The organism is Bacillus halotolerans (assembly GCF_004006435.1).
GTDB lineage: Bacteria > Bacillota > Bacilli > Bacillales > Bacillaceae > Bacillus > Bacillus halotolerans.
In genome coordinates, this window is record NZ_CP029364.1 from 2,452,505 (window position 1) to 2,478,040 (window position 25,536).

The window sequence follows — 25,536 nt, forward strand, 5'->3', positions numbered from 1 at the left end:
CCTTCGCCATTGCTTTATGTCTGATAAGCATCCCGCCTTGCCGGCTGAAAAGAGACAAGTGCGGCTGCTGGATCAGCAAAGAAAAACCTGCAGAAGGGAGTTGCCGTAGTAGATGTCTCAATTACCACTTGAACTAGGACTGTCGTTTAACGGCGGAGATATCCTGTTCCAACTGTTAGCTATGTTAATTTTATTAGCGCTTCTGAAGAAATACGCTTTAGGGCCGCTATTAAACATAATGAAACAGCGTGAAGATCATATCGCTGGAGAAATTACGTCTGCTGAAGAAAAAAATAAAGAAGCGCAGCAGCTTATTGATGAGCAGCGCGCTATGTTAAAAGAAGCAAGACAGGAATCCCAAACGCTTATCGAAAACGCGAAGAAACTGGGAGAGAACCAAAAAGAAGAGATTATTCAGGCTGCGCGTGCAGAATCTGAACGTCTGAAAGAAGCAGCCAGAACTGAAATCGTGAAGGAAAAAGAACAGGCGGTTTCTGCTCTCCGTGAGCAAGTAGCGTCTCTTTCTGTCATGATTGCGTCGAAAGTGATCGAAAAAGAACTGGATGAACAGGCTCAAGAGAAATTGATCCAGGACTATCTTAAAGAGGTAGGAGAAAGCCGATGAGTGGATCAGCTGTCTCTAAACGATATGCATCAGCTCTTTTCGATATTGCCAATGAGTCCTCTCAGCTCAATCAGGTAGAAGAAGAGCTAAAAGTTGTAAAAGAAGTATTTCAAAATGAAAAAGCGCTAAATGATGTGTTAAACCATCCGAAGGTGCCGGGCGCAAAGAAAAAAGAACTCATCCAAAACGCTTTTGGATCTTTATCACAGTCCGTGCTCCATACGATTTTTCTTTTGATTGACCGTCATCGGGCATCAATTGTGCCTGATCTCACAGATGAGTTTGTGAAACTCGCAAACGAGGCCCGTCAAACAGAAGACGCAATTGTATATTCAGTTAAACCGCTGACGGATGCGGAAATTTCATCATTATCACAAGTGTTTGCAAAAAAAGCCGGAGTCGCTTCTCTGAGAATCAGAAATGAAGTGCAGACGGATTTAATAGGCGGCATTAAAGTCCGCATTGGAAACCGGATTTTTGACGGCAGCGTAAGCGGAAAGCTTCAGCGCATTGAACGTCAACTTGCCGGGGAAAATCGATAGAAGGGGTGAAACCTAAGTGAGCATCAAAGCTGAAGAGATTAGCACGCTGATAAAACAGCAAATACAAAATTATCAATCTGAAATTGAAGTTCATGACGTAGGTACAGTCATCCAAGTCGGTGACGGTATCGCTCGTGTACACGGTCTTGACAATTGTATGGCCGGTGAACTTGTTGAATTTTCAAACGGCGTTTTGGGTATGGCTCAAAACCTTGAAGAATCAAACGTAGGTATCGTTATCTTAGGACCTTACACAGAGATCCGTGAAGGGGACGAAGTAAAAAGAACAGGCCGCATCATGGAGGTTCCTGTCGGTGAAGAATTAATCGGCCGTATTGTGAACCCGTTAGGTCAGCCGGTGGACGGACTTGGCCCGATCCTCACAAGCAAAACACGTCCGATCGAAAGCCAGGCACCTGGTGTCATGGACCGTAAATCCGTTCATGAACCGCTTCAAACTGGTATTAAAGCAATTGATGCACTGATTCCGATCGGACGCGGCCAGCGTGAGCTGATCATCGGTGACCGTCAAACAGGTAAAACATCTGTTGCGATCGATTCGATCTTAAACCAAAAAGACCAAGACATGATCTGCGTATATGTAGCGATCGGTCAAAAAGAATCTACAGTCCGCGGCGTAGTAGAAACATTGCGTAAGCACGGCGCGCTTGATTATACAATTGTTGTAACGGCGTCTGCGTCACAGCCGGCACCGCTTCTGTACCTTGCTCCGTATGCAGGGGTTACAATGGCAGAAGAATTTATGTACAATGGCAAGCACGTTCTTGTTGTATACGATGATCTTTCTAAACAAGCGGCTGCTTACCGTGAGCTGTCCTTGCTTCTTCGCCGTCCGCCAGGCCGTGAAGCGTTCCCGGGGGATGTATTCTATCTTCACTCCCGTCTGCTTGAGCGTGCAGCAAAGCTTAGCGACGCGAAAGGCGCAGGATCAATTACAGCTCTGCCGTTCGTAGAAACTCAAGCCGGAGATATCTCAGCGTATATCCCGACAAACGTTATTTCCATCACCGACGGACAGATCTTCCTGCAATCTGATTTGTTCTTCTCAGGCGTACGCCCGGCGATCAACGCCGGATTGTCTGTATCACGTGTCGGCGGTTCCGCGCAAATCAAAGCGATGAAAAAAGTATCAGGAACATTGCGTCTTGATCTTGCATCATACCGTGAGCTGGAAGCATTCGCTCAATTCGGATCTGACCTCGACCAAGCGACTCAGGCGAAACTGAACCGCGGTGCGCGCACAGTTGAAGTGCTGAAGCAGGATCTGAACAAGCCGCTTCCGGTTGAAAAACAGGTAGCCATTCTTTATGCGCTGACAAAAGGATATCTTGATGATATTCCTGTAGCGGACATCAGACGTTTTGAAGAAGAGTACTACATGTACCTTGACCAAAACCATAAAGAGCTGCTTGACGGAATTGCGAAAACAGGGAACCTTCCTGCTGATGAAGACTTCGCAGCTGCAATCGAAGGCTTCAAACGCACATTTGCACCAAGCAACTAACTCGAATGCTGATGAGAGAAAAAGGTTCTCTTTTTCTCTCTTTTTACGCAAATGAAGAGAAAAGGTGGTGAAATCTTTGGCCTCATTACGCGATATTAAGTCAAGGATCACGTCAACGAAAAAAACGAGCCAGATTACAAAAGCCATGCAGATGGTATCTGCAGCTAAGCTGAATCGTGCTGAAAACAATGCAAAATCATTTGTGCCATATATGGATAAGATCCAAGAGGTTGTATCAAATGTCGGAAAAGTATCCGGCAGCGCGAAACATCCGATGCTTCTCAGCAGAGAAGTGAAAAAGACGGCATACCTCGTCATTACATCTGACCGCGGTCTTGCTGGCGCTTTTAACAGTTCGGTTTTACGAAGTGCTTATCAGGCCATTCAAGAACGTCATCAGTCTAAGGATGAGTATGCAGTGATCGTTATCGGACGAGTGGGCCGTGATTTCTTTAAAAAACGCGACATTCCGATCATTTCTGAGTTAACAGGACTTGGAGACGAAGTGTCGTTTTCAGAAATTAAGGACCTTGCCCGTCAAACGATTCAAATGTTTATAGACGGTGCATTTGATGAATTGCACCTTGTATATAACCATTATGTCAGCGCCATTTCTCAAGAAGTGACGGAGAAAAAACTTCTGCCGCTATCTGATTTGGGCGGCGGCGGAAAAAGAACGGCGTCTTATGAATTTGAACCGTCTGAAGAGGAGGTTCTGGAGGTTTTGCTTCCTCAATACGCAGAAAGCTTAATCTTCGGAGCGCTTCTTGACAGTAAAGCAAGTGAACATGCTGCAAGAATGACGGCGATGAAAAACGCGACAGACAATGCGAAGGATCTTATCGATTCACTTTCGCTTTCTTACAACCGCGCTCGCCAAGCAGCGATCACACAAGAAATTACGGAAATTGTCGGCGGAGCAGCCGCTTTAGAATAGAAAGATTTTGTCAGGAGGGATAGCGATGAAGAAAGGACGCGTTAGCCAGGTATTAGGACCAGTTGTCGACGTACGTTTTGAAGACGGTCACTTACCTGAAATATATAATGCGATTAAAATTTCACAGCCGGCTGGAAGTGAAAACGAAGTAGGTATTGATTTGACGCTTGAGGTCGCTCTTCATTTAGGCGATGACACAGTCCGTACAATCGCAATGGCATCTACGGATGGCGTTCAGCGCGGAATGGAAGCTGTCGATATGGGAGCGCCGATTTCAGTTCCGGTTGGTAATGTGACACTCGGCCGTGTATTTAACGTACTCGGAGAAAATATTGATTTAAATGAGCCGGTTCCTGCGGATGCGAAGAAAGACCCGATTCACAGACAGGCTCCTTCATTTGATCAGCTTTCAACAGAAGTTGAAATCCTTGAAACAGGAATTAAAGTTGTTGACTTGCTTGCTCCATACATCAAGGGCGGTAAGATTGGATTGTTCGGCGGTGCCGGTGTAGGTAAAACCGTATTAATCCAGGAATTGATCAACAACATCGCGCAAGAGCACGGCGGTATCTCTGTATTCGCCGGCGTAGGAGAGCGTACTCGTGAAGGGAACGACCTTTTCTACGAGATGAGCGACTCTGGCGTAATCAACAAAACAGCCATGGTATTCGGACAAATGAACGAGCCGCCGGGCGCACGTATGCGTGTTGCACTGACAGGTCTTACAATGGCTGAGCATTTCCGTGATGAGCAAGGACAGGACGTCCTGTTCTTCATCGATAACATCTTCCGTTTCACACAAGCGGGTTCAGAGGTTTCTGCCCTTCTCGGCCGTATGCCTTCTGCGGTTGGTTATCAGCCGACGCTTGCAACTGAAATGGGTCAGCTTCAAGAGCGTATCACGTCTACAAACGTTGGATCCGTTACATCTATCCAGGCGATCTACGTGCCTGCCGATGACTACACTGACCCGGCGCCGGCAACGACGTTCGCTCACTTGGATGCGACAACAAACCTTGAGCGTAAGTTAACTGAGATGGGTATCTACCCTGCGGTTGATCCGTTGGCTTCTACATCACGCGCCCTTGCTCCAGAAATCGTTGGAGAAGAGCATTATGCGGTAGCCCGTGAAGTTCAATCAACGCTTCAGCGATACAAAGAGCTTCAAGATATCATTGCGATTCTCGGTATGGATGAATTGAGTGACGAAGATAAACTTGTCGTTCAACGCGCACGCCGCATTCAGTTCTTCCTTTCTCAAAACTTCCACGTGGCTGAACAGTTCACTGGACAAAAAGGTTCTTACGTGCCTGTAAAAGAAACGGTTCAAGGTTTCAAAGAAATCTTAGCCGGCAAATACGACCATCTTCCTGAAGATGCGTTCCGTCTTGTAGGCCGTATCGAAGAAGTTATTGAGAAAGCAAAAGAAATGGGTGTAGAAGTTTAAACTGGTCCTAGGAGGGTAAAAGCATGAAGACCGTTCAAGTCAATATCGTTACTCCCGACGGCCCAGTATACGATGCGAATATCGAAATGGTGAGTGTGAGAGCCGAAAGCGGCGATCTCGGTATTTTGCCAGGTCATATTCCAACCGTGGCTCCTCTTAAAATCGGCGCTGTTCGTCTGAAAAAAGACGGACAGACTGAATTGGTTGCCGTCAGCGGCGGATTTATAGAAGTTCGTCCTGATCAGGTGACCATCCTTGCCCAAACTGCTGAGACAGCGGAAGGCATCGATAAAGAGCGCGCAGAAGCTGCACGTCAGCGGGCGCAGGAGCGTTTGAATTCTCAATCAGATGATACTGACATTCGTCGGGCTGAGCTTGCATTACAGCGGGCTTTGAACAGATTGGATGTAGCAGGGAAATAATAAAAAATCCTTCTCTTCATGAGAAGGATTTTTTTATGACTGCACAAGAGAATCAAACAGTGACAGCAGCGGCTGACTCTCTTTTTGACGCAAGTATAAACGATCACAGCAATTCACGGTATGCCATGATTTACGGTGTTTTTTAAAGCCCATTGTATAAGCCCCGTCTGTATACGGATAAGGCTTTACGATCCATTCGGCATCTTCGTGATGGGCAATCACACAATCTATAAGATAAACACTGATCATCTTCTCAAATTCTTCAATAGGAAGATTCCAATCAGCAAGCAAAAGCTCTTGTATGCTTTGAAAATAAAGATGTTCAAGCTCTTCGAGGCTTTCTCTCGTTTGGGTGAGAGAAATGTTATAAAACTGACACAATTCATTCAGTTCTTCAATCTGTGACTGTCTATAATCATAATAGAATGCAATTGCTTCCCATTCCTGCTCAAATACAGGCAAGTCCTCACCATATTGCTTTTCAGGCTGAAAAAATGAATGATTCATAATTGCCAGCTCCTTTCCAAAAAAGTATACCATGCAAAAGAGCCGCTGTTTAAGCGGGGATTAGCCCTAGTTTTGGATGAATATTCCGCTCTGTTTAAAATGTATCATCTTTATCTCTTCTTCTTATATAATAAGAAAGGGTATAAAGCGGAGAATGGATGAAAGGAGTGCGTATAGATGAGCGTATTGGGACAGCAGGCTGCAATTGGCATTATCGTTCACTTGATTTTTATCGCGGTCACTTGGTGGGCGCTTCAAGCCGTCAATATTGATCCGTTAATCAGAAAAGGCAAAGTCCTGCAGGCAAGACTTCTAATGATTTTGCTGACCATTGCAATCGGAACGACTGTCGGAAACTTCTTTTTGGATTACCTTAATTATTCACAGCAGCTTCCCTATTTATTTTGATAGGTTTTGATTGCCGAAAACATGGGAATGGCTGGGGAAGCGGGTTAAATCGCTTCCTGTAATCACGCGAGTTTTGACGAAGAATTCCACGTATGGCACCCCTTGCCTCCGGTAAAACTGGAGATTAGGGGGAGAGATCATAATGAAGAAAAAACAAGTAAGCTATGCTATTATTGTATCTGTTGTATTAAGTTTCGTCATTGCTGTTTTCCATACGATTCATGCGAGTGAGTTAACGCCATTAGCACAAATTGCAGAGGGAATGGAACGCCAGAATGTGTCAATTGATAAGTGGACTTTGCATGCAAAACAAAATATGTCTCTGACCGAAAAAGAATTTTATCAAAAAGTGCAACGTTTAAAATCAGAGTATCGTCAATATAATTGGGCACTTGCACAGGAAGACCAAATAGTAAAGGCCATTGGCACGTATACTGACAAAAAAAATCATACTTCTTTTAAACTGCAGCTTGTCACAACCCTCAAAAAACACAACCCAACTTCGTATTTATTATATGAGCAAATGAGTCTTGAGACACCGATTAGCTGGAATGATACATATGAACAGTTTGAACGGCAGGCACTCGGGATATTCCAAGAAAAAGTAGTTATTTTTACTTGTCTAAATGGTCATTTAGATGATAATATGAATATTGTTTTGCAAAAAAAAGCAAATCAGTTATTAAATGAATTTCAAGCAAGATCTGTTGAACATGTAGTTGAGCCAAGTTTCGTTTCTATTTCTGCGTATACAGATGAGTGGAAAGAGTCTATCATGACCTCAGAACATAAAATGAATTTGCAAATTGCACTTAGAAGTGCAGGAATGGGCGGAAAACATATCGTTACGGTTGGCACACCAATCGTTACGACTGAATATTAATATAGAGAATTTAGGGACGCGGAGGGGAATACCTTGGAAAAAATCATCGTCCGCGGCGGTCAAAAGTTAAACGGCACAGTCAAAGTTGAAGGCGCTAAAAATGCCGTTTTACCAGTTATCGCTGCATCTTTATTAGCAAGTGAAGAAAAAAGCGTAATTTGTGATGTACCTACGCTCTCCGATGTATATACAATTAATGAAGTGTTGCGTCATTTAGGAGCAGATGTGCATTTTGAGAATAATGAAGTCACTGTAAATGCTTCATACGCTTTGCAAACTGAAGCACCTTTTGAATATGTGCGTAAAATGCGTGCGTCTGTGCTTGTCATGGGACCGCTTCTTGCGCGTACAGGTCATGCAAGAGTAGCGCTTCCGGGCGGATGCGCAATTGGATCTAGACCAATAGACCAGCATTTAAAAGGTTTTGAAGCAATGGGCGCAGAAATTAAAGTCGGTAATGGCTTCATTGAAGCTGAAGTAAAAGGCCGTCTGCAAGGCGCAAAAATCTATCTGGATTTCCCAAGTGTGGGAGCAACAGAAAACCTGATTATGGCAGCTGCTTTAGCTGAAGGAACAACAACGCTTGAGAACGTGGCGAAAGAGCCTGAAATCGTTGATTTAGCAAACTATATCAACGGCATGGGCGGAAAAATCCGCGGAGCGGGCACCGGCACCATTAAAATTGAAGGAGTCGACAAGCTTCACGGCGTAAGACACCATATTATACCTGACCGTATTGAAGCGGGCACATTCATGGTTGCCGCTGCAATCACTGAAGGAAATGTTTTAGTTAAAGGAGCGGTTCCTGAACACCTCACTTCTTTAATCGCAAAAATGGAAGAGATGGGTGTTACGATTAAGGATGAAGGAGAAGGCCTTCGTGTGATCGGACCGAAAGAACTGAAACCGATCGACATTAAAACAATGCCTCACCCTGGATTCCCGACTGATATGCAGTCACAAATGATGGCGCTTCTGCTTCGTGCAAGCGGCACAAGCATGATTACGGAAACTGTTTTTGAAAACCGTTTTATGCATGCGGAAGAATTCCGCCGTATGAATGGTGATATCAAGATTGAAGGTCGTTCTGTGATTATTAACGGCCCTGTACAGCTTCAAGGAGCTGAAGTTGCAGCTACTGACTTGCGTGCAGGCGCAGCGTTGATTCTTGCGGGGTTAGTGGCTGAAGGTCATACACGTGTTACTGAACTGAAACACTTAGACCGCGGTTATGTTGATTTCCATCAGAAGCTTGCCGGTCTTGGCGCAGACATCGAACGTGTAAACGATGAGTCTGCTTCTGAGCAAGAAAGCAAAGAAGTTGTCTCAGACTTAAACGCATAAAGGATTGAAAATCAGTATGTCATTCTGGCATACTGGTTTTTTATTTTTAGTGTATTATCATCATTATGCGCAAAATAGTAAAAAAGAATACGTAAATGACAAATAAAGTTTCTGTCCAAAAGGAGAGTCATATTAGCTTGTCCCTGCCCATAGACTAGACTAGAGTCGAATCCCGAGCAGGAGGCAGCTGAATATGAAACAATTCGCAATCACACTATCCGTACTATGTGCATTGATTCTCTTGGTCCCCACACTCTTAGTGATCCCGTTTCAGCATAATAAAGAAGCCGGGGCCAGAGGAGAATCAGGAAAGACAGCAGTCAACACGATACAAGAATCAAAAGGAGCGGAAACATTGAAAGCATCGCCTGTTTCTATTCCAGTCTATCGAACCGCCAATCAATCCGTAGAAGATATTCCGCTTGAAGAGTATGTCATCGGAGTCGTCGCCTCCGAAATGCCGGCTACCTTTGAACCTGAAGCGCTGAAGGCTCAGGCTCTCGCCGCAAGAACGTTTATTGTCAGACTGATGGTTTCAAATTCTGCAGTAGAGGCCCCTAAAGGCTCGCTGGTGGATGATACTCAGATGTTCCAGGTGTACAAAAGCAAAGCGGAGCTGAAGAATCAGTGGGGCGCAGATTATGAAGCAAAGCTGAAAAAAATCACAGATGCGGTTGCCAGTACGCAAGGCAAAATCTTAACGTACAACAACCAGCCGATTGAAGCCTCCTTTTTCTCCACAAGCAACGGTTATACAGAAAATGCGGAAGCATATTGGACAAGTGCCATTCCTTATTTAAAAAGCGTCAAAAGCTCTTGGGATAAAAAGTCTCCGAAGTATAAGGCCACCAAAACCTTTACAGTGGCGCAATTTGAACAAAAGCTTGGCGTCCAGCTGAATGGGTCAAATACAGTCGGAAAAATTACCGGAGAGACACCGGGCCATCAGGTGGCAACAGCCGTCATTAACGGCAAGACGCTGAAAGGAAGGGACATACGCGAAAAGCTAGGCCTCAATTCAGCTGATTTTGAATGGAAACGAAACGGAGACACCATTACCATTACCACAAAAGGCTTTGGACACGGTGTGGGAATGAGCCAGTATGGAGCCAATTTTATGGCGAAAGAGGGCAAAACAGTTGATGAGATTGTGAAGTACTATTATCAAGGAACACAGGTTTCAACCGCCGATTCGTTTTTAAATAAATATATGGCGAAGAAATAAAAAGACGCTTCATAAAGCGTCTTTTTTGCCGTTTTTAAGCGTATATTCTGTTCCTTAGTCTATTTTTATGTAAGAGCGGTTAAAGACCTTCTAAAGGCCTCCTGCGTATTTTATAGCCTATATGATGATGAGGGAATCAGTTCCTTTTTCATATTTGCTGACACTGAGATTGTGGTAAAGTAATCCACATTGATCGACAGACTTCGACAGACTCATATAACGAAAGGCGAAAGGCTGACAATCATGATTTTTCATTTTGCTGTTAGGCGGAAATCACTAATAAAAACAAAGGTTTCTATGCAAAAGTAAACAGCGGCAATGGGGAAGCCCGCCCTATTTATTTCTCTGTTTTTGTCGATTACGATTAGTTATGTTCAGCGTTGAACATCTGCACGCAGAAACAAACTTGAAAAGGGGCACGAACATGAAGAAAAGATTTTCACTGATCATGATGACAGGATTGCTATTTGGACTGACGTCACCTGCTTTTGCTGCTGAAAAAACAGAACCGAAGGCTGAAGCTCCGGCAAACGTGGCGGTTTTGCTTGATGCCAGCGGAAGCATGGCGAAAAGAATAGACGGTGTATCTAAATTTAATTCAGCCAAAAAAGAAATTTCAAAGTTTGCAAGCTCACTGCCTGCGGACACTCAAGTGAAAATGAGTGTGTTTGGTTCAGAAGGAAACAATAAGAATTCCGGAAAAGTTCAATCATGCGAAGCCATTCGCAACGTATACGGCTTCCAAAGCTTTAACGAACAGAGCTTCCTCAATTCTCTTAACACAATCGGGCCGACTGGCTGGACACCGATCGCAAAAGCGCTGAACGAGGCAAAATCTTCTTTCGATCAGCTTGATGCAAAAGGAGAAAAAGTCGTTTACCTGCTAACAGACGGTGAGGAAACATGCGGCGGCAATCCGATCAAAACAGCAAAAGAACTTCATAAAGACAACATCACAGTAAATGTCATTGGATTTGACTATAAAGAAGGGTATAAAGGCCAGCTGAACGCAATTGCTAAAGTCGGCGGCGGAGAATATTTCCCTGCTTATACGCAAAAAGATGTTGAGAAAATTTTCACTCAGCAATCACTGATGTTATCTAAATAAGAAAAAAAGAGGCTGAAAGGTCAGCCTCTTTTTTGTTTTTAACAAAACGTTCAAAAGTAAGCAGCTGACCGCCTGTAGCATAGTAGCAGATTTCAGCTTTTCTCTCCTGATCACGGAGAAGAAAGAATGAATGGTGTCACATTCTTTCTATATTTTTTGGGTGAAAATGGCTAAAAAATATTGAGGTTTCCGGTGATTTTGAATAGAAAGTGAAAGGGAGATAAAAGGCAGCTTGCCCTATATCATTTTGTGGTTTCATATTCTAGCATAAAGAAGAATCCAACAAATGGTTGGAAAATATGAGAAAGAAAGGAAGTTGAACATGAAAAAATTACTGACTGCCGGTATTATTGGACTGTTGACTGTCTCCATTGCGTCACCGTCTTTTGCCGCTGAGAAAAAAGCCGACACGAATGTAGCTGTCCTGTTTGATGGAAGCGGAAGTATGGTTCAAAAAACAGGAGGAGAACGAAAGATAGACATTGCCAAAAAATCTGTAAAGTCTTTTGCCGAGCTGCTTCCTGAGGATACAAATCTGATGCTTCGCGTCTTTGGACATGCGGGAAACAATAAACTTTCCGGAAAGGCTCTTTCATGCAGCACAACAGAAACGATTTACGGCCTTCATCCATATGAAGGAACGCTCTTTGACCATTCATTAAGCGGCATCAAACCGACCGGCTGGACACCAATTGCCAAAGCGCTTTCTGATACAAGAAAAGAATTTGAAGCGTTTGATGCAGACGGGAAAAACGTGGTGTATTTAATCACTGACGGTGAAGAAACATGCGGCGGAAATCCTGCTGATGAAATTGAAAAGCTTCGTGAAGCGAATGTAGATACGATTGTAAATATTATCGGCTTCAACTTTGATGTGAAAGGAAACGCGGAAATGAAACAGGCGGCTGTTGCTGGCGGCGGAGAATATATTTCAGCTGACAGCGCGGAAGAATTCGAGCAGGCCTGGGAAAAAGAAGCACAAAAATTTACTGAGTAACCGAATGAAAAGGCGCTCCCCCAGGCGCCTTTTTCTATTGGTTTAAAAACAGGGCCGGCGGGAATGATACCCGTAAAAGGGGTGGAAAACATGAGATTGTTAGGACTGATATTTCTTATAGCCGCCGTGGTTTTCATATTGCTCGGTGTTTTTCTGAAACTGGCAGCTTTCTTTTTTGTCAGCATGCTCACTTTGATCGCAGCTCTTGTGCTGTTTATGATCCTGAAAAAGAATCAGCATAACCAAACGTAGAGTCCTTTAGAATGGGCTCTTTTTTTATAACAGGATTCGACAAAATCTGAGGAGTGTGAAAAAATATAAAGGCAGGAACATTGCGGAGGGGAAGAGACATTGAACGATAAAGTAACTGCGGTCAGGGAGATATGGCGTTATGAACAAGGGGAAATGAGCAGGCAAACCGACCGGATGGTGACAGAATATCCGTTGACGGTGATGGTGAACGGCAGTGAGTTTGTCACGCTCGTTTGCACGCCGGAGCATATCAAAGAGCTTGTCATCGGATTTCTCGCATCTGAGGGTGTTATTCGATTTCAAAAAGAGATTAAAAGGTTTACAATAGATGAAAGTCTCGGTTTTGTGTATGTCGATCTCATTTATCCTGAGACATTGAATCAACAGGAATATACGAAACGGGTGATCGGCTCGTGCTGCGGAAAGGGCCGCCATTTTTATTTTCAGCAGGATGTCAAAACCGCTAAGACGGCTGTCAGTCAAATGAAGATTTCGCCTGAAACTTGTCTGGCGCTTATGAAGGATATGCAAAAAGAAAGCGGGACGTTTCAGGAGACGGGAGGCGTACATAATGCGGCGCTTTGCGATACGGAGAAAGTGCTTTTGATGCGCACAGATATCGGCCGTCACAACGCGCTTGATAAATTATACGGACATTGTCTGCTGAATGGGATGTCTGTTCGCGATAAACTGATTGTCTTCAGCGGCAGAATCTCATCAGAAGTGCTGTTAAAAGCGGCAAAAATCGGCGTGTCGATTGTGATTTCAAAATCGGCCCCGACAGAGCTTGCGATTCAAATGGCAGAAGAATTAAATATTACAGCGATCGGTTTTGTGAGAAACGGATCTTTTAATGTATATACACATCCCGAGAGAATTGGGGGACAGGAGGGGCTGCAGCAATGAATACAGAATCTCGCCAGATGTTAGATAAAAGGAACAGACCGCTCAGAGACCTTCGCATTTCTGTTACAGACCGCTGCAACTTCCGATGCACGTACTGTATGCCAGCCGAATTATTCGGCCCGGATTATCCTTTTTTAAAGAAAGAGGAGCTGCTTTCTTTTGAGGAATTGGAACGGCTTGCGGCGCTGTTTGTCACCAGGTTCGGAGTGGAAAAAATCCGCTTGACCGGCGGAGAGCCGCTCATGAGAAAGGACATGCCCGAATTAATTAAAAAACTGGCCCGTATTCCAGGTTTACGTGATATTGCGATGACGACAAACGGGTCGCTGCTGCCTGTTTATGCCGACAAGCTCAAAGAAGCCGGTTTAAAACGGGTGACCATCAGCCTTGATTCATTAGAGGACGAACGCTTTAAAATGATCAACGGGCGAGGGGTTTCTGTCAGCAAGGTGCTTGAAGGCATTGAAGCGGCGAAACAAGCAGGGCTCGGCGTTAAAATCAACATGGTCGTCCAAAGGGGCGTCAATGAAAAAGATATCCTGCCTATGGCGCGCTATTTTAAAGAAAAAGGGCATATCTTGAGATTCATCGAATTTATGGACGTCGGCAACACCAACCAATGGGAAAAGAAAGACGTCATGACAAAGGCGGAAATCATTGATGTAATCAATGAACACATGCCGGTTGAACCGATCGCGCCTAACTATAAAGGGGAAGTTGCTTCAAGGTTTCGCTACTTGGACGGATCTGGCGAAATCGGCGTGATTTCTTCTGTATCTGATGCGTTCTGCGGCTCGTGTAACAGGGCACGCCTGTCTGCGCGCGGTGAGTTGTTTACTTGCCTGTTCGCTTCAAGCGGATATGACCTCAGAGCGCCGGTTCGGCAGGGATTAAGTGATGGCGAGCTGACAGCGATGATCGGCACAGTGTGGAAGAATCGGATAGACCAATATTCAGTTGACCGGACTCTTTCAAAAACAGCGGGCAAAAAGAAAGTGGAAATGTCTTATATTGGCGGTTAATATGATAAAAGCTTATCGGCTAAGTCCGGTAAGCTTTTTTTGTGTCAAAAACTGTAATGCGCCAAAAAGTGCAAAAAATCCAATCAGAAACCGAAAAATATAAGGATAGGCAAAAAGAAGGAATCACTGGAAGAAATTTTAATTCTAAAGCCATACAATATGATAAAATATAACCACTAGTTCATAGAAAGGGTTGGAGAGGCATGGCCGCTTACGAGATCCCGTCATCTCAAGTAGGAGTGAAAATCAATCAGTGGTATAAGCACATTTTAGCATTTCAAGTGGCTGATGCCGTTCAGCTGAAGGAAGAGATTGATCATGATATAGAACATATGGAAGAGGATCAGCTGCTTCTGTTGTACTATCAGCTGATCAGCTACCGTCATCAAATTATGCTTGATTATGTAAAGCCCGACCTGCACGAGGAATCTCAGCTCCAATATCGTGAATTGATCGAGAGGCTGGAAAGCAGCAAGGACAGCATCTCGGGATTATCTGAGTATTATTTTCATTTGTTCAGAGGGATGTATGAATTTGAACAGAACAATTACATCTCAGCCATATCTTTCTATCGGAAAGCTGAGAAAATGCTTGCGTTTGTAGAGGATGATATTGAAAGAGCGGAATTTCATTTTAAAGTAGCGGAAGTATTTTATATTATGAAGCAGACCCACTTTTCCATGAATCATGCGATACAGGCGCTTGAGACCTACAAGGCTCATGATTTTTACAGGGTCAGAAGAATTCAATGCCATTTTGTCATATCAGGAAACTATATAGACTACAGAAATTATGAAAAAGCGCTCGGGCATCTCGATGACGCTTATCGTTTGGCTTTACTGGAAGGACAGCCCCGCTTGATCGGATCAGCCCTCTACAACATGGGGAACTGTTATGATGAAAAAGGAGAACTGGACCAGGCGGCTTCATACTTTGAAAAAGCGCTTCCTGTCTTTGAGGAACACCAGCTGGAGCAGCTCCCGAAAGCGCTGTTCAGCTTAACGCGTGTACTCTTCAAAAAACAGGCTGAACAGGCGGCTATGCATTATTATGAAAAAGGGATTGCCATCGCCCGAAAACGAAACGACAGCTTCAGTCTGGAAAAATATAAATTTCTGCAGGCTCTATATGTGGAATCCGTTAATATGGATTTGATTCAAGAGGTATTTGATTATATGGAAGCCAAGTCCCTGTATGTGTATATTGAGGAATTTGCTCTGGATGCGGCTGTATATTCCAGCCTTCATGAAAACTATAAAGATGCGGTGTTTTTCTATGAAAAAGCGGTCAGCATGAGAGCGCTGATTCTGAAGGAAGACTGTTTATATCAAGTGTAAGACGAAACCATCTGATGCCGGATGGTTTTTTTTATACAAAAAAAGGGGAGCATCGGGACGTTTATTTCCGTGGAGAACAGGAAAAATCGCTACATACTGTTTTTGAACACAAACGAATGGAAGCCGCGATTTTGTGAAACAAGAAATGGCGGAGTGCATATGTGTTGTTGTTTATGACAAGCGTGAGGGGGAATTCAATGTTTGGATTTGATGATATGGTGAAGTTTCTATGGTCTTTCCTCATCGTTCTGCCGCTTGTATCTATTATACATGTTGCCGGGCACAGCTTTATGGCTTTTGTTTTTGGCGGGAAGGGTTCATTGGATATCGGGATGGGCAAAAAACTGTTCAAGATTGGGCCGATACAGGTCAGAACCATTTATTTTATGGATTCGTTTTGCCGGTACGGTGAGCTGAAGATCGACAACCGATTCTCACACGCACTTGTTTATGCCGGAGGCTGCCTGTTTAACTTAATAACCATTTTCGCAGTGAATTTGCTCATTATACACAGTGTATTGGAGCCAAATGTGTTTTTCTATCAGTTTGTCTACTTTTCTACGTATTATGTGTTTTTTGCCCTGCTGCCGGTCCGTTACTCAGAAAATAAATCATCTGACGGGCTGGCGCTCTACAAGGTGCTCCGTTACGGAGAGCGTTATGAAATCGATAAATAATATTCAAATGTTTACCGCTGCTCAGATCGGGAAGGTAACAAGTACACACTTAAATGAAGGGAGAGAATGACACATGGGTAACGATAGTGTAAAAGATAAAATGAAAGGCGGCTTAAATAAAGCCAAGGGAGAAGTGAAGGATAAAGTCGGAGATATGACCGACAAAACGGACATGCAGGCTGAAGGCAAAAAAGATAAGGCAAAAGGCGAGGTCCAAAAGGGTATCGGTGAAGCGAAGGATAAATTCACAGATAAAGATTAATCAGATCGGCAAGGCAAGAAACATTGTTTCTTGCCTTTTTTTATGTGAATAAATATAACAAAAAAGACAATCGATTTGGTTAAAGTATCTAAATTTTTTAAATATTCTTTAAAGTAATGCGCCTGTTCTATATAATAAATGACATAAGTTGTTAACTTTTATGACATCAGTTGACTCAATCAGACAAAGGAGGTTCTGGATGAAAAGCAAAGGGGTTAGAATACAGGGTGTCTTTCTGATGTTTCTTATCACGATTCTTATCACGGGATGTACGGCGCCGAAGAAAGTGTCGGAAGCCAGCGGAGATGCGAAAAAAACAGTTGAAATTGACACAAGCGGGGATTCAGTGAAGGTTGGGATTCTTCACTCATTAAGCGGGACAATGGCAATCAGCGAGGTATCCGTCCATGATGCAGAGCTGCTGGCTATTCATGAAATCAACCAAAAAGGCGGCGTTCTCGGCAAAAAGCTTGAACCCGTCGTGGAGGACGGGGCTTCTGACTGGCCTACCTATGCCGAAAAAATGAGAAAGCTGCTTCAGCAGGACAAAGCGGCGGCTGTATTCGGAGGGTGGACATCAGCGAGCCGCAAGGCGATGCTCCCGGTTGTGGAGCAAAATAACGGGCTGCTGTTCTATCCGGTGCAATACGAAGGCATGGAGTCATCGCCTCATATTTTTTATACCGGAGCAACGACAAATCAGCAAATCGTGCCGGCTGTCGATTGGCTGCTGAAGAATAAAGGCAAGACATTCTTTCTGATCGGCTCGGATTATGTGTTCCCGAGAACAGCCAATAAAATCATTAAAGCGCAAGTAAAAGCTGCTGGGGGAGAAGTTGCCGGTGAAGAGTATACGCCGCTCGGCCACACGAATTACAGTACACTGGTCAGCAAAATCAAAGAAAAGCAGCCGGATGTGATTTTTAACACATTAAACGGCGACAGCAACGTGGCATTTTTCAAACAGCTGAAAGATGCGGGCGTGACAGCTGATGATATTCCTGTCATGTCGGCGAGTGTCGCAGAGGAAGAAATTCGGGGGATCGGGACAGATGTGTTAAAAGGGCATTATGCGGTGTGGAATTACTTCCAAACAACAAATACAGCAGAAAATCAGACATTCGTGAAGAATTATAAAAAGCAGAACGGAGATAACAGGGTGACCAGTGATCCGATTGAAGCCGGGTATAATGCGGTGTATCTCTGGGCGGCAGCCGTTGAAAAAGCCAAGTCCTTTGAGATCGATAAAGTGAAGAAAGCGGCTGACGGGATTGAATTCAAGGCCCCGGGCGGCACAGTGAAAATCGATGGGGATACACAGCATCTTTACAAAACAGTTAGAATCGGGCAAATCACGGGGGATGGACAATTTAAAGAAGTATGGAACTCAGGTGATCCGGTAAAACCTGATCCGTATTTAAAAACGTACGACTGGGCAAAGGGGTTATCTAAATAAATCAAAGCCGTTTGCGGGAGAGGAGGCGGAACATGTCTGTCGTCGTGACTCAATTATTTAACGGGATCAGTCTCGGTTCTATTTTGATTCTCATTGCGATTGGATTGGCCGTTACATTCGGTTTGATGAACATTATGAATATGGCGCACGGTGAGCTGATGATGGCGGGAGCCTACACGACATATGTCATTCAGCAGCTGTTTTTAAGCTATTTGCCGGCTTCTCTCTTTTCTTATTACTTTTTTATTGCGGTCATCATGTCGTTTACAGTTGCGGCACTGCTTGGCATTGTCATTGAAAAAGTGATTGTCAGGCGATTATATGACCGTCCGCTCGACAGCCTTTTGGCAACATGGGGGGTAAGCTTGATCCTTCAGCAGGCAGCCAGATCGATTTTTGGCGCGCCGAATGTCGCTGTTCAGTCTCCCGAGTGGCTGACGGGAGGAGTGACACTGTTTTCGGTCACCTTTCCATATAAAAGGCTGTTTATTTTGGCGCTCGTTCTTTTTACACTGGCGCTGCTCGGATTGTATTTGTTTAAAACCTCTGCGGGGCGGCGGATGCAGGCTGTTACGCTGAACCGGAGCATGGCATCGTGTCTCGGCGTATCTGTGAGAAAAACAGATACATTGGCTTTTGCGCTCGGAAGCGGGCTGGCCGGTATTGCGGGGAGCTCACTCACCTTGCTTGGTTCGATCGGGCCTACTCTCGGTTCGTCTTATCTGGTCGATGCTTTTATGATCGTCATTTTAGGCGGGATCGGCAAATTAAAAGGAACAATTATCGGGGCTGTGATGGTGGGATTACTCAGCACATTTGTAGAGTATTCGACAAGCGCCACCATAGCCAAGGTTGTGGTGTTTGCGTTTATTATTCTCTTTCTGCAATGGCGGCCTTCGGGTCTTGCAAGCGTCAGAACGAGATTACTTGATTAGGGGGGTGCCGGATGAAGCAGTTTTCGCAATTCAGTCCGTATTTTGTGATGTTTGCCCTTTTTATCGCCGCTCCGTTCTTTCTTCAGGAGTTTCGATTGGGGCTGTTGGCGAAGTTTTTATGCTTTGCGATTGTGGCGGTCGGCATTTGCCTGATTTGGGGATATACAGGCGTTTTGAGCTTGGGGCACGGCGTTTTTTTCGGATTGGGCGCCTACTGCATGGCGATGTATTTAAAAATAGAAGCCTCACCGTCCGGCATTCCTGATTTTATGGAGTGGGCGGGTGTCAGCGAACTGCCGTGGATCTGGGCTTTGTTCAGGCACCCTTTCGCTGCAATTGCGGCGGCTGTCGCTGTGCCTGTGCTACTGGCGTTTCTGCTCGGTTATTTTACGTTCCGCAACAATATAAAGGGAGTTTATTTCTCTTTGATATCACAGGCTGTCGTCGTTGTGGTGGTCACACTGTTTATCGGCAGCCAGGAAATCACCGGCGGCACCAATGGACTTACCAGCTTCTATACGATTTTTCAATATTCTCTGGCTGATTCTGCCTTGAAGCAGATCCTGTATTTTGCCACAGTCTTTTTTCTCGGCCTTACTGTTGTGTTCGCTTTGTTTCTTACGAGAAGCCGCTTTGGCCGGCTTTTGCAGGCAGTTCGCGACGGAGAGAACAGGGTGCGTTTTTTCGGTTATCATTCCACCGTTTTTAAAGTGTTTATTTACTGTGTGTCCGCTGCGATGGCGGGAATTGCCGGGATGCTGTTTGTGCTTCAGGACGGGATGATCTCGCCGGAAATGATGGGCATCATCCCTTCAGTGGAAATGGTGCTGTGGGTGGCGATCGGCGGCAGGCACTCCATTTTCGGGGCGGTGCTTGGCGCGCTGTTAACGAACGGCATGAAAAGCTATTTAAGCGAATATTATCCTGACATTTGGCTGTATTTCCTCGGTGCGCTGTTTATGATCGTCGTGCTTTACTTGCCAAGAGGGATTGTCGGACTGTTTGAAAAGCTTGGAACCCAGCTTTCCTTCTCTAAAAAGAAAGGAGCGGCTGCATATGAAACCGATACTTATCTGCCGTGACGTGAAGGTTCAGTTTGACGGGTTTTGGGCGCTGCAGGGGGCAGATATCAGTGTGCAGGAACATGATATTCACTTTTTGATTGGGCCGAATGGCGCCGGGAAAACAACCATGCTGGATATCATTTGCGGGAAAACAAAGCCGCATTCGGGCGAGATTGTGTTTCAGGAAACGACTGAACTGACAAAGGTTCCGGAATATCAGATCGCGAAAATGGGCGTCGCCAGAAAGTTTCAGGCTCCGAGTGTCTTTTCGCAGCTGACCGTGTTTGAAAATATAGAACTTGCCATGAAGCAGAAAAAAACGATTCTCTCTCTGCTGATGGCGCGTATGACAAGAGAGCAGCGTGGCAGGGTGATAGACATCCTGAAGCTGATCGGGTTAGAAGAGAAGCGGGATGCAGAAGCCGGCAACCTGTCACACGGGCAGAAACAATGGCTCGAAATCGGCATGCAGCTCGCCATGGAGCCGAAGCTTTTGCTGCTGGATGAACCGATCGCCGGTATGACGGGAAAAGAGCGTGATAAAACCGGGGCTCTCCTTGAGGAGATTGCCAAAACGTGTTCCGTTTTAATTGTGGAGCACGATATGGAATTTGTCCGCTCGTTTTCCAAAAAAGTCACGGTGATGCATGAAGGGAGAGTGCTTTGTGAAGGATCGATGGATGAGATTACAAGCAATGAAGAGGTGGCAGCGGTGTATTTAGGAAGGAGCGGAGCGTCATGATAGCAGTCAGTAATGTGACATCCGGTTATGATCAATCCATGGTTTTGCATAACCTCAGCATGGAGGTCCGCCCCGGGCAGATCGTCGCTGTATTAGGCCGAAACGGAGTCGGCAAATCCACTTTGCTGAAAACGATCATCGGCCTGATCCCGGCCAAACAGGGACAGATCCGTTTTCATCAAACGTTTGTTCAAAACGAAAAGACGGAAAAACGGGCAAGAGCTGGAATTGCGTACGTGCCCCAAGGGAGAGACATCTTCCCCGCTTTAACCGTTCGCGACAATCTTTTGCTCGGAGAAGAACCGCTTCCTAAGAAGGAGCGGAGAGGGCGGATCAAGGAAGAGATTTTTCAGTGGTTTCCTGTTTTGAAGGACATGCTCGACCGGAAAGGCGGCGATTTAAGCGGAGGACAGCAGCAGCAGCTTGCGATTGCCAGAGCGCTGATGGGAAATCCAAAAATTATTTTACTTGATGAACCAATGGAAGGAATTCAGCCCTCTATCGTGGAATTGATTCAAAAAGTCATCTTAGAAATTTCCAGAAAAGAAGAGACTGCAATTGTTTTGGTGGAACACAGCTTAGAGAATGCCTTAACGTGCGCTGATTATCTTTACGTCATGGACAGGGGAACGGTCGTCGCTCACGGAAAGGCTGACGATGAAACGGCTCGCCGTTTTGAAAGGCATCTCACCGTATAATCAGCATCCTGAGAAAGGGAGGTGATGGCCCGCCTGCATCGTTCCGGAGATTCATGTAACGCAATCCGCTTTATGAATGACGATAATAAGGAGGACCTAAGATGAAACTGACACCGGTTGAACAAGAGAAATTGCTCATTTTTGCAGCGGGAGAATTAGCCAAACAGCGAAAGGCGCGCGGCGTTCTGCTGAACTATCCCGAGGCTGCCGCTTATCTCACCTGTTTTATCATGGAAGGCGCGCGTGATGGAAAGGGAGTGGCGGAGCTGATGGAAGCCGGCCGCCATGTATTGACTGAAAAAGATGTCATGGAGGGCGTGCCTGAGATGCTGGACAGCATTCAGGTGGAAGCTACATTCCCTGACGGAGTGAAGCTTGTCACAGTACACCAGCCGATTTCTGCGGAGGTGAAGTCATGAAGCCGGGAGCATTTCAGATTGCTGAAGGGACCATTACGATTAACGAAGGCCGCCAGACACGGGAGATAGCGGTGAAAAACACCGGATCACGTTCCATTCAGGTCGGTTCACATTTTCATTTTGCGGAAGCCAATGGTGCGCTATCGTTTGACCGCGAACAAGCCATCGGCATGCGTATCGACATTCCGTCAGGCACATCGGTCCGTTTTGAGCCAGGTGAGGAGAAAACGGTCACGCTTGTTGAATTCAGCGGACGAAAAACAGTAAGAGGACTGAACGGAATGGCCGATACGTATATCGATGAACGCGGGAAAGAAAAAACGTTAGCCAACTTAAAGAAAGCCGGCTGGATGGAGGGTGTGATTCGATGAAAATGTCACGGGAGCAATACGCGGAGCTGTTTGGTCCGACAACGGGCGATAAAATCAGATTGGGCGATACGGACTTATGGATCGAAGTCGAAAAGGACTTCACTGTTTATGGTGAAGAAATGATCTTTGGAGGCGGAAAAACGATCCGTGACGGCATGGGCCAAAACGGCAGCATCACAGGAAAAGACGGCGCTTTGGATTTGGTGATCACCAACGTCGTGTTATTGGATTACACAGGCATTGTCAAAGCAGATGTCGGTGTAAAGGACGGCCGGATCGTGGGTGTCGGAAAAAGCGGCAACCCCGATATCATGGACGGGGTCGATCCGCATATGGTCATTGGTGCGGGTACAGAGGTGATCTCCGGTGAAGGCAAAATTTTAACGGCTGGAGGAGTGGATACGCACATTCACTTTATTTGTCCTCAGCAGATGGAAGTTGCGCTTTCTTCAGGAGTCACGACTCTTCTTGGAGGCGGAACGGGACCGGCTACAGGAAGCAAAGCGACAACATGTACGTCAGGTGCATGGTATATGGCAAGGATGCTGGAAGCGGCCGAGGAATTCCCGATCAATGTCGGCTTCTTAGGAAAAGGGAACGCATCCGATAAAGCGCCGCTGATCGAACAGGTGGAAGCCGGCGCCATCGGCCTGAAGCTTCATGAAGACTGGGGCACGACGCCAAGCGCTATCAAAACGTGTATGGAAGTTGTGGATGAAGCCGATATTCAAGTCGCAATCCATACGGATACGATCAATGAAGCGGGCTTCCTGGAAAACACGCTTGACGCAATCGGAGACCGGGTGATTCATACATATCACATTGAAGGAGCAGGCGGGGGCCATGCTCCGGATATTATGAAGCTCGCCTCTTACGCGAACATTCTGCCGTCATCCACAACGCCGACAATTCCTTACACCGTCAATACGATGGATGAGCACCTTGACATGATGATGGTCTGTCACCATTTAGATGCGAAGGTGCCCGAGGACGTGGCGTTCAGCCATTCCAGAATCAGGGCTGCGACGATTGCGGCAGAGGACATTCTCCATGATATCGGCGCGATCAGCATGACATCATCGGATTCCCAAGCGATGGGACGTGTTGGCGAAGTCATTATCCGCACTTGGCAGGTGGCTGACAAAATGAAAAAACAGCGCGGCGCTCTCACTGGAGAAAACGGAAATGATAACGTACGTGCGAAACGCTACATTGCCAAATATACGATTAATCCGGCAATTACTCACGGCCTCAGCCATGAAGTCGGTTCTGTAGAAAAAGGAAAGCTCGCTGACCTTGTCCTGTGGGATCCTGTATTTTTCGGCGTGAAACCGGAATTGGTCTTAAAGGGCGGCATGATAGCACGCGCGCAAATGGGGGATCCAAACGCGTCTATCCCGACTCCGGAGCCTGTGTTCATGCGCCAAATGTATGCTTCGTATGGTAAAGCCAACCGCTCAACCTCCATTACGTTTATGTCCCAGGCGGGCATTGAAAGGGGTGTGGCGGAAAGGTTAGGGCTGGAAAAAAGAATTTCTCCTGTGAAAAACATCCGCAAGCTGAGCAAGCTGGATATGAAATTAAACGCTGCTTTGCCGAAGATTGAAGTCGATCCGAAAACGTATCAGGTCTTTGCTGACGGAGAAGAATTATCCTGCCAGCCTGTCGATTATGTTCCGCTGGGACAGCGATATTTCTTATTCTGACAAGACACGGCCGGAGTGCATCCGGCCGTTTTATTGACTAAACGGATGCGCAAGAAGCGCAAATTTAGTGTATATTATATGTTGACAAACGAATTAAATGTAACTATTATAGTTACAACGGTGGTGAAAAAACATGATTAACAGCCGTCTTGCTGTCGCCATTCATATTTTATCTCTCATTTCGATGGATGAAAAAGCGTCTTCGGAAATCATCGCTGACAGTGTCAACACCAACCCGGTTGTTGTAAGAAGGATGATCAGCCTGCTGAAAAAGGGCGATATTCTCACATCACGCGCCGGGGTGCCGGGCGCGAGCCTCAAAAAAGATCCGGCTGATATTTCTCTTTTAGAAGTATATCGTGCTGTTCAAAACCAAGAGGAACTATTTGCGGTTCATGAAAACCCGAACCCGAAGTGTCCGGTAGGCAAAAAAATTCAGTGCGCGCTGGATGAGACATTTGAAAGTGTGCAAAAAGCGATGGAAAATGAGCTGGCAAGCAAGTCATTAAAAGATGTAATGAATCATCTCTTTTGATCAAAAGGGATGACTTCTCACCACTAACATGTAACTAAAATTGTTACAAATAAGGAGGAAATCAAAAATGAAAATAGGAATTATCGGTGCAAGCGGAAAAGCGGGAAGTCTGGTTTTGAAAGAAGCGAAGGAAAGAGGTCACGAGGTAACTGCCATTGTCCGAAATGCATCTAAAGTGCAGGATCAGGATACAGCGATTTTGGAGAAAGATGTTTTTGAACTGACGGCAGAAGATCTCAAGCCTTTCGATGCACTCGTTAACGCTTTTGGAGCTGCGCCTGGCCAGGAACATCTTCATGTTGAAGCAGGCAGAACATTAATCAGCCTGCTAAAGGATGCAAAACATACAAGATTGTTTGTCGTCGGCGGAGCGGGAAGCCTGTTTGTTGATGAAGACAAAACAACACGTTTAATGGATACACCGGAATTCCCGAAAGAATATCTTCCGACTGCATCAAATCAAGGAGAGAACCTGAAAGACCTGCAAAAGGCAGACTCTATTTCCTGGACGTTCCTCAGCCCGGCGGCGTTTTTTGATCCGGCAGGAAAGCGGACGGGATCTTACCAAAAAGGAAAAGACAATGTGATCGTAAACGCAAAAGGCGACAGTTATATCAGCTATGCCGATTATGCGATTGCTGTTTTGGATGAGCTTGAACATCCGTCACACAAAAATGAACGCTTCACAGTAGTAAGCGAAGCGGAATAACAAGAAAAAACCCGGAGGATGCTCCGGGTCTTTCTAATTAATAGGTGCTGTACGTATCATAATCGCTGAATATGCCGTCGGCAATTCCAAGCATTAGAAAGATGAAGAATGCGATGATCGCCAGAATCGATACAGCGATGCTCACGATTAAATAAATCCCTTGCATCTTTACAAATTTCGCATAGTTCTCCAGCATTAAATCCTCAGATTGCCCGCTATGCTTTTCAGCCATTAAGCCTGCTTCTTTTGCTGACCGCATCAAAAAGATGCCTGCAATGATTTGCAGTACGCCCGGCACTGCGCCGATAAGAAAAAAGAACGCGCCTGAAAGCGCAGTAAAAGCGCCCATAATAATAAATAAGATGCCTGTTGCTTTTCCCCATTTTGAAATACTGATGAGGGTTTTGTTGACCGTTTCCGGATTCATTGACACGGGTCCCCTTTACAAAAAAATACTCACTTTTCTTTTATACAC

30 protein-coding genes are annotated in these 25,536 nt (G+C 45.4%); 28 read left to right on the forward strand and 2 right to left on the reverse strand.

The genetic code is table 11. The annotated features are described in order from the left end of the window. The first annotated feature begins 112 nt into the window (after positions 1-112). The 6 genes from atpF to DIC78_RS12560 all read left to right on the forward strand — a co-directional run bounded on the left by atpF (position 113) and on the right by DIC78_RS12560 (position 5,498). Positions 113-625 carry a F0F1 ATP synthase subunit B gene (atpF, locus tag DIC78_RS12535; RefSeq protein ID WP_024123166.1) on the forward strand — a complete coding sequence of 171 codons (513 nt, stop codon included), beginning with the start codon at positions 113-115 and terminating at the stop codon, positions 623-625. Continuing rightward, positions 622-1,167 (forward strand): F0F1 ATP synthase subunit delta, encoded by a 546-nt coding sequence (locus tag DIC78_RS12540; RefSeq protein ID WP_024123165.1) that lies wholly within the window; start codon positions 622-624, stop codon positions 1,165-1,167. Before atpF ends, DIC78_RS12540 begins: the two co-directional genes overlap by 4 nt. Before the next feature lie 16 nt (positions 1,168-1,183). Next, complete coding sequence (gene atpA, locus DIC78_RS12545) at positions 1,184-2,692, forward strand: F0F1 ATP synthase subunit alpha (protein WP_044159727.1); 1,509 nt, start codon at positions 1,184-1,186, stop codon at positions 2,690-2,692. A gap of 76 nt (positions 2,693-2,768) precedes the next feature. Then, a complete protein-coding gene (atpG, locus tag DIC78_RS12550; RefSeq protein WP_010332230.1) occupies positions 2,769-3,629 on the forward strand; it encodes an ATP synthase F1 subunit gamma in 861 nt (286 codons plus the stop codon). A gap of 25 nt (positions 3,630-3,654) precedes the next feature. Then, positions 3,655-5,076, forward strand: coding sequence for a F0F1 ATP synthase subunit beta (gene atpD / locus DIC78_RS12555; protein ID WP_024123162.1), 1,422 nt, complete (start codon positions 3,655-3,657; stop codon positions 5,074-5,076). Between the two features lie 23 nt (positions 5,077-5,099). Beyond that, positions 5,100-5,498: a F0F1 ATP synthase subunit epsilon gene (locus DIC78_RS12560; RefSeq protein WP_010332228.1), complete on the forward strand. Its 399-nt coding sequence runs from the start codon at positions 5,100-5,102 to the stop codon at positions 5,496-5,498. 33 nt (positions 5,499-5,531) lie between these two features. Here the strand turns inward: DIC78_RS12560 and DIC78_RS12565 are convergent, their stop codons facing one another. Next, complete coding sequence (locus tag DIC78_RS12565; RefSeq protein WP_127696391.1) at positions 5,532-6,005, reverse strand: hypothetical protein; 474 nt, start codon at positions 6,003-6,005, stop codon at positions 5,532-5,534. A 177-nt stretch (positions 6,006-6,182) separates the two neighbouring features. Between DIC78_RS12565 and DIC78_RS12570 the strand changes: the two genes are divergently transcribed. From DIC78_RS12570 to DIC78_RS12675, 22 genes are all read left to right on the forward strand, one after another. Then, positions 6,183-6,413 carry a DUF1146 family protein gene (locus DIC78_RS12570; RefSeq protein ID WP_024123158.1) on the forward strand — a complete coding sequence of 77 codons (231 nt, stop codon included), beginning with the start codon at positions 6,183-6,185 and terminating at the stop codon, positions 6,411-6,413. 142 nt (positions 6,414-6,555) lie between these two features. Further along, a complete protein-coding gene (locus tag DIC78_RS12575) occupies positions 6,556-7,296 on the forward strand; it encodes a YwmB family TATA-box binding protein (RefSeq protein ID WP_106019715.1) in 741 nt (246 codons plus the stop codon). Between the two features lie 33 nt (positions 7,297-7,329). Beyond that, the gene (gene murA / locus DIC78_RS12580; protein WP_024123156.1) at positions 7,330-8,640 is read left to right on the forward strand and encodes a UDP-N-acetylglucosamine 1-carboxyvinyltransferase; all 1,311 of its coding nucleotides are present in this window, start codon (positions 7,330-7,332) and stop codon (positions 8,638-8,640) included. A gap of 193 nt (positions 8,641-8,833) precedes the next feature. Continuing rightward, complete coding sequence (gene spoIID, locus DIC78_RS12585) at positions 8,834-9,865, forward strand: stage II sporulation protein D (protein ID WP_024123155.1); 1,032 nt, start codon at positions 8,834-8,836, stop codon at positions 9,863-9,865. Positions 9,866-10,289: 424 nt separating this feature from the next. Continuing rightward, positions 10,290-10,973, forward strand: coding sequence for a vWA domain-containing protein (locus DIC78_RS12590; protein ID WP_024123154.1), 684 nt, complete (start codon positions 10,290-10,292; stop codon positions 10,971-10,973). 322 nt (positions 10,974-11,295) lie between these two features. Continuing rightward, positions 11,296-11,970 carry a vWA domain-containing protein gene (locus tag DIC78_RS12595; protein ID WP_105954140.1) on the forward strand — a complete coding sequence of 225 codons (675 nt, stop codon included), beginning with the start codon at positions 11,296-11,298 and terminating at the stop codon, positions 11,968-11,970. A gap of 90 nt (positions 11,971-12,060) precedes the next feature. Continuing rightward, the gene (locus DIC78_RS12600; protein WP_010332220.1) at positions 12,061-12,222 is read left to right on the forward strand and encodes a hypothetical protein; all 162 of its coding nucleotides are present in this window, start codon (positions 12,061-12,063) and stop codon (positions 12,220-12,222) included. Between the two features lie 99 nt (positions 12,223-12,321). Further along, a complete protein-coding gene (gene fdhD, locus DIC78_RS12605; protein ID WP_106019713.1) occupies positions 12,322-13,128 on the forward strand; it encodes a formate dehydrogenase accessory sulfurtransferase FdhD in 807 nt (268 codons plus the stop codon). Next, entirely contained in the window at positions 13,125-14,150 is a 1,026-nt protein-coding gene (gene moaA / locus DIC78_RS12610) for a GTP 3',8-cyclase MoaA (RefSeq protein WP_095712818.1), read from the forward strand. The genes fdhD and moaA overlap by 4 nt, the downstream gene beginning before the upstream one ends. 203 nt (positions 14,151-14,353) lie before the next feature. Then, positions 14,354-15,487, forward strand: coding sequence for a response regulator aspartate phosphatase (locus DIC78_RS12615; protein WP_106019712.1), 1,134 nt, complete (start codon positions 14,354-14,356; stop codon positions 15,485-15,487). A gap of 197 nt (positions 15,488-15,684) precedes the next feature. Beyond that, positions 15,685-16,164, forward strand: a complete 480-nt coding sequence (locus DIC78_RS12620; RefSeq protein WP_024123147.1) for a hypothetical protein — start codon at positions 15,685-15,687, stop codon at positions 16,162-16,164. A 73-nt stretch (positions 16,165-16,237) separates the two neighbouring features. Next, a complete protein-coding gene (locus DIC78_RS12625) occupies positions 16,238-16,426 on the forward strand; it encodes a stress response protein CsbD (RefSeq protein ID WP_024123146.1) in 189 nt (62 codons plus the stop codon). Between the two features lie 199 nt (positions 16,427-16,625). Next, positions 16,626-17,882, forward strand: a complete 1,257-nt coding sequence (gene urtA / locus DIC78_RS12630) for an urea ABC transporter substrate-binding protein (RefSeq protein ID WP_127696392.1) — start codon at positions 16,626-16,628, stop codon at positions 17,880-17,882. A gap of 32 nt (positions 17,883-17,914) precedes the next feature. After that, positions 17,915-18,817, forward strand: coding sequence for an urea ABC transporter permease subunit UrtB (gene urtB, locus DIC78_RS12635; RefSeq protein WP_106019710.1), 903 nt, complete (start codon positions 17,915-17,917; stop codon positions 18,815-18,817). 11 nt (positions 18,818-18,828) lie between these two features. Next, entirely contained in the window at positions 18,829-19,899 is a 1,071-nt protein-coding gene (urtC, locus tag DIC78_RS12640) for an urea ABC transporter permease subunit UrtC (RefSeq protein ID WP_127696393.1), read from the forward strand. Next, on the forward strand, positions 19,874-20,623 hold the full coding sequence (urtD, locus tag DIC78_RS12645) for an urea ABC transporter ATP-binding protein UrtD (RefSeq protein ID WP_127696394.1): 750 nt from the start codon (positions 19,874-19,876) through the stop codon (positions 20,621-20,623). The genes urtC and urtD overlap by 26 nt, the downstream gene beginning before the upstream one ends. After that, positions 20,620-21,321 carry an urea ABC transporter ATP-binding subunit UrtE gene (urtE, locus tag DIC78_RS12650; protein ID WP_024123141.1) on the forward strand — a complete coding sequence of 234 codons (702 nt, stop codon included), beginning with the start codon at positions 20,620-20,622 and terminating at the stop codon, positions 21,319-21,321. The genes urtD and urtE overlap by 4 nt, the downstream gene beginning before the upstream one ends. Positions 21,322-21,422: 101 nt before the next feature. Beyond that, positions 21,423-21,740, forward strand: a complete 318-nt coding sequence (gene ureA, locus DIC78_RS12655; protein ID WP_024123140.1) for an urease subunit gamma — start codon at positions 21,423-21,425, stop codon at positions 21,738-21,740. Continuing rightward, the gene (ureB, locus tag DIC78_RS12660; RefSeq protein WP_024123139.1) at positions 21,737-22,111 is read left to right on the forward strand and encodes an urease subunit beta; all 375 of its coding nucleotides are present in this window, start codon (positions 21,737-21,739) and stop codon (positions 22,109-22,111) included. The genes ureA and ureB overlap by 4 nt, the downstream gene beginning before the upstream one ends. Continuing rightward, entirely contained in the window at positions 22,108-23,817 is a 1,710-nt protein-coding gene (gene ureC / locus DIC78_RS12665) for an urease subunit alpha (protein ID WP_106019706.1), read from the forward strand. The genes ureB and ureC overlap by 4 nt, the downstream gene beginning before the upstream one ends. A gap of 133 nt (positions 23,818-23,950) precedes the next feature. Beyond that, positions 23,951-24,352, forward strand: a complete 402-nt coding sequence (locus tag DIC78_RS12670; protein WP_024123137.1) for an Rrf2 family transcriptional regulator — start codon at positions 23,951-23,953, stop codon at positions 24,350-24,352. Positions 24,353-24,419: 67 nt separating this feature from the next. After that, positions 24,420-25,061 carry an NAD(P)-dependent oxidoreductase gene (locus tag DIC78_RS12675; protein WP_127696395.1) on the forward strand — a complete coding sequence of 214 codons (642 nt, stop codon included), beginning with the start codon at positions 24,420-24,422 and terminating at the stop codon, positions 25,059-25,061. Positions 25,062-25,098: 37 nt separating this feature from the next. Here DIC78_RS12675 and DIC78_RS12680 read toward each other — a convergent pair whose 3' ends face one another. Continuing rightward, entirely contained in the window at positions 25,099-25,488 is a 390-nt protein-coding gene (locus DIC78_RS12680; RefSeq protein WP_105990821.1) for a DUF5362 family protein, read from the reverse strand. Between the last annotated feature and the right edge of the window lie 48 nt (positions 25,489-25,536).